This window comes from Thioclava sp. F36-7 (assembly GCF_002020075.1).
Taxonomy (GTDB): domain Bacteria; phylum Pseudomonadota; class Alphaproteobacteria; order Rhodobacterales; family Rhodobacteraceae; genus Thioclava; species Thioclava sediminum.
Genome location: NZ_MPZR01000025.1, coordinates 1 through 3,214 on the forward strand (window position 1 = coordinate 1; position 3,214 = coordinate 3,214).

Below are 3,214 nucleotides of genomic sequence, written 5' to 3' on the forward strand. Positions count from 1 at the left end.
AAGAATGGCACGCTTGCCGTCGCATGACTATTGCAAAGCGGACTTTGGTGCACATGCCGCGAATAAGCGCTTTGTCCTGCATTGCTGACATCGGCATGTCAGTAGGTGCTGCGCGATGTCACGGATGGCTGTTTCGGGCAGGCCGCCTCGCCGCGACGGCCGACTAACGAATGTTCGGAATGGGCCGACAGCGACAACTCGGTCAACATGGCCGTTAGCATCAAATTCGTCGGTGAAGAGCCAATCAAACTTCAGGCACCACAACGCTGTGCGTGCCGAACGCCGGGTCGTTTGGGCTGAAGGGGTTTTGGGCGCGCCGGTTCCGGTTGAGTTTGGAGCATATGCGGAAAGGATTTGTTGGCGCGCCCAGGCGGATTACCACCGCCATCTCTTCGACGCCGTTCGGCGTCATATCTTCATCATGCGGCTCGCTGGATGCTGCTCGCGTGCTCCGCACCGAAAGCAACGGCCGTACGATAGGAACCATTGATTGCGTCCCGCAGTCGACGCATCGCGCTGTCGAGTTCGCGTGCAAATCGTTCTTCGGGCTCGATACGCGCGAGGTGGCGCAGGATCTCCGCACCCGCCTCGCGGAAGTCCTCGCCGATCACCTCGCCGTTGATCACAAGTCGCTCGCAAATATCGCGATCGAACTCTGCGCCCCGGAGAGCCTCAGTCGGCAGCGCATCGAGAGCGTCGATTGCCTCGCGCGCCATGCTGTTCACAGTGTCGATCCGGTTCGGTTGCTGAAACATCGGACATCCTTTCGTAGCTGAACTGCGGGCGCTGCGGCCCTCATCGAGGGGCCGCAGCGGTGGCGGTTCAGCCGATCCCATCAGGATCATTTCCAACCATCAGGAAATCAGGCATCGCAGCGCATCTCGCCAAGCGCATCGAGCGCTTTTTGCGCCCAATATGCCTGCCCTTCGAGGTCCGTGCGGATCCCCCTCAGATCGGTCGCGACCGCGCGCATCGCGAGATGCGGCGGTGCCTCTTCGACTGAAAACCGAGGTCCGAGCCGCATGTAGCCGTCTTCGAGAAATGCCCAATCGAGCTCTTCATCGAGCGCGATGAGAGCCCGTGTGATCAGCGTTCGGGTGCGGCCGTTGGCTTCCGTAAGGCGACCAATCAGCGAGATGTCCTCGAATCCGGTGAAGAGTAACCAGTCGTCGAGAAGCGGCGCATTCTCGAGATCATTCGGGGACGGCTTGGCGGTCGCTCCGTGATCGACATTTGCGAGCACATTGCGCTCTTTGCGGAGCTCTTCGACGGTGAGTTCAGGCGGGTGTTTATCGTGAGTCATGAGTGATCTTTCGAAGAAATAGGGTTCAAGAGACGAAACAGGGCTGCAAGATCCGTCCGCCTCGACAGGCAGGCGGACGGACGCTGCAGCCCCGGTCGGCAGCGCGTTTACGGTTGGATGAGCGGCTTCGGGCGGTAGATCGCGACACGCGGCCTCAGCCGCGACCGAACCTCGCGTCGTGCGGTTGCGAGCAGCGTCTCGACCGCTTCGAATTGTTCGCGCTGCACGGGACCGAGGCGCCCGATGCGGGCGTTGCGCTCGAACAGGTCGGACCCGGTCGCGATGAAGAGCCGATGCGATGCGCGAAACATCGTCGGACGATAGAGCCCGCAAGCGGCAGCTTGATCGTCATCAGCAATGACGATGTCGTCTTCGCGCAGCAGCCGGCCCTCCGGGCTGACACCGGGCGCGACGATGTTCATCGGTACATCACCGATCAGACCGCGCGAGAGAAGCAAGCAAGGACGCGTGCCAGGCGGGATGTCGAACTCGCCGTCGCGCCTGCGGTCGGATGCATAAGGAAAGCGCATCAGAAAGATATCGCCCGGTTTGAGCTGGCCGCCCGGAAGCAGCCGAAGGTATCGGTCGTAGAGCATGAGTGCCTCGTGTCGTTGAAAAGGAAAACGACGCGCGAAACCTCACCAACGAACCCCGATACGCGGCCTCGGGGCTTGGCTTGATTGCGTGCGTCAAAGACGCTGCACGCAAGCAAGACATGCGCCGAGGCCTGCCCTCCCGCGCCCCATCGATCGCTCGCCTGCGGGCAGATCGCGCGGGTGCAGGGGAGAGCGTCGAGAGGGGTGACATCCCTCTCGACCCGCCGGGGGCGCCGGGAGAGTTCGGAGAGGGTGGCGCGCGCCTCTTCGATCCGTCGGAAGGACGCCGAGAGGGTCCGGGGAGATTGGCGAAAGTCTCCCCCGGTCCGCCGGATGGGCGCCTTAGGGTGCAGGGAAAGTGGCGAACGATCCCTGCCCTGGGGGTTTGGGGGATGTGGAGCTTCCCCCATGCGGCGCGCAGCGGCGCCGGGTCTGGGGCTGCGCCCCAGCGAACGCACGGGACGCGCTATCGGCCGGAGGACGATTGCGCGGGCCGTCTAGTGAGTAGAGGACCCTGCGCACCGGTTAGGCAAAGGCCTGTGGAACGAGGGAGTGCGTGGGGCAGCTGCGTTCGGAGGACAGGCGGGCGGTCCAGTCGTTGGGGAGGAAGAACTGACGGGGAATGTCATTTGCATCATACCTCCTCGATCGACCCAAAAGAGATTCTCACAATCGAAAATCAAACCGCACTGCAACTTTCTAAAAGCCCGCGTGGACAGCGAACGCAGCGCAAGCGCATTGCGAAGACTTACTTACAGAACGCGCCAAGGTTTGATTTCCTTCGTCTCATAGCGCTTTCCGAATTCATCCAAGACCAGCTGAAGCGTTGCAATGAATGTAGTGAAGTCGAAGCTTATTCCACCATCCCGATCCTCATGGAGGTAACGCCACTCAACAAAAGCATTGGCGTGATGATCGAGGATGTCCCTGATATTGTAGTCCATCCATCCTGCCAACGGGACGAAAGGTGCCACCCTTTTTTTGAACTCGATGTTCAGGCTCTCTTGGCTCGACGGGGGCAAAGCATCAAAAAGCTTGGCGAGGTTATGTGTCTTGATTGGGTCGTGTCGATCATGATCCCATACGAACCAGGCCTTGAGCGCGAACTCCATAGCCAAGGCCAAGAGCATCGGTTCGACGCCGATGTGAACACGTTCTTGACCTAGTTTTGTGGTGTGAGCCCCTTCGCCCATCGCCAAAACCTGTTTGAGGATTGAACGTGCATATTCCTCGAGCTTTGAGCTACCCCCTGAAATTCGGACACTGACATAAGCTACGATTTGCAGTCTGCTGATCTTCGACGAGAAGGAGATCA

General features: G+C 60.2%; 4 protein-coding genes. All 4 read right to left on the reverse strand.

Annotated features, from left to right (window positions below; genetic code table 11):
- Positions 1–419 precede the first annotated feature (419 nt).
- Positions 420–755: a hypothetical protein gene (locus BMI89_RS20430; protein WP_078572597.1), complete on the reverse strand. Its 336-nt coding sequence runs from the start codon at positions 753–755 to the stop codon at positions 420–422.
- A gap of 107 nt (positions 756–862) precedes the next feature.
- Positions 863–1,303 (reverse strand): hypothetical protein, encoded by a 441-nt coding sequence (locus tag BMI89_RS20435; RefSeq protein ID WP_078572598.1) that lies wholly within the window; start codon positions 1,301–1,303, stop codon positions 863–865.
- Between the two features lie 107 nt (positions 1,304–1,410).
- Positions 1,411–1,899 carry a hypothetical protein gene (locus BMI89_RS20440; protein WP_078572599.1) on the reverse strand — a complete coding sequence of 163 codons (489 nt, stop codon included), beginning with the start codon at positions 1,897–1,899 and terminating at the stop codon, positions 1,411–1,413.
- Between the two features lie 752 nt (positions 1,900–2,651).
- The coding region (locus BMI89_RS20445; protein WP_210402191.1) for a hypothetical protein at positions 2,652–3,214 on the reverse strand (563 nt) is incomplete at its 5' end.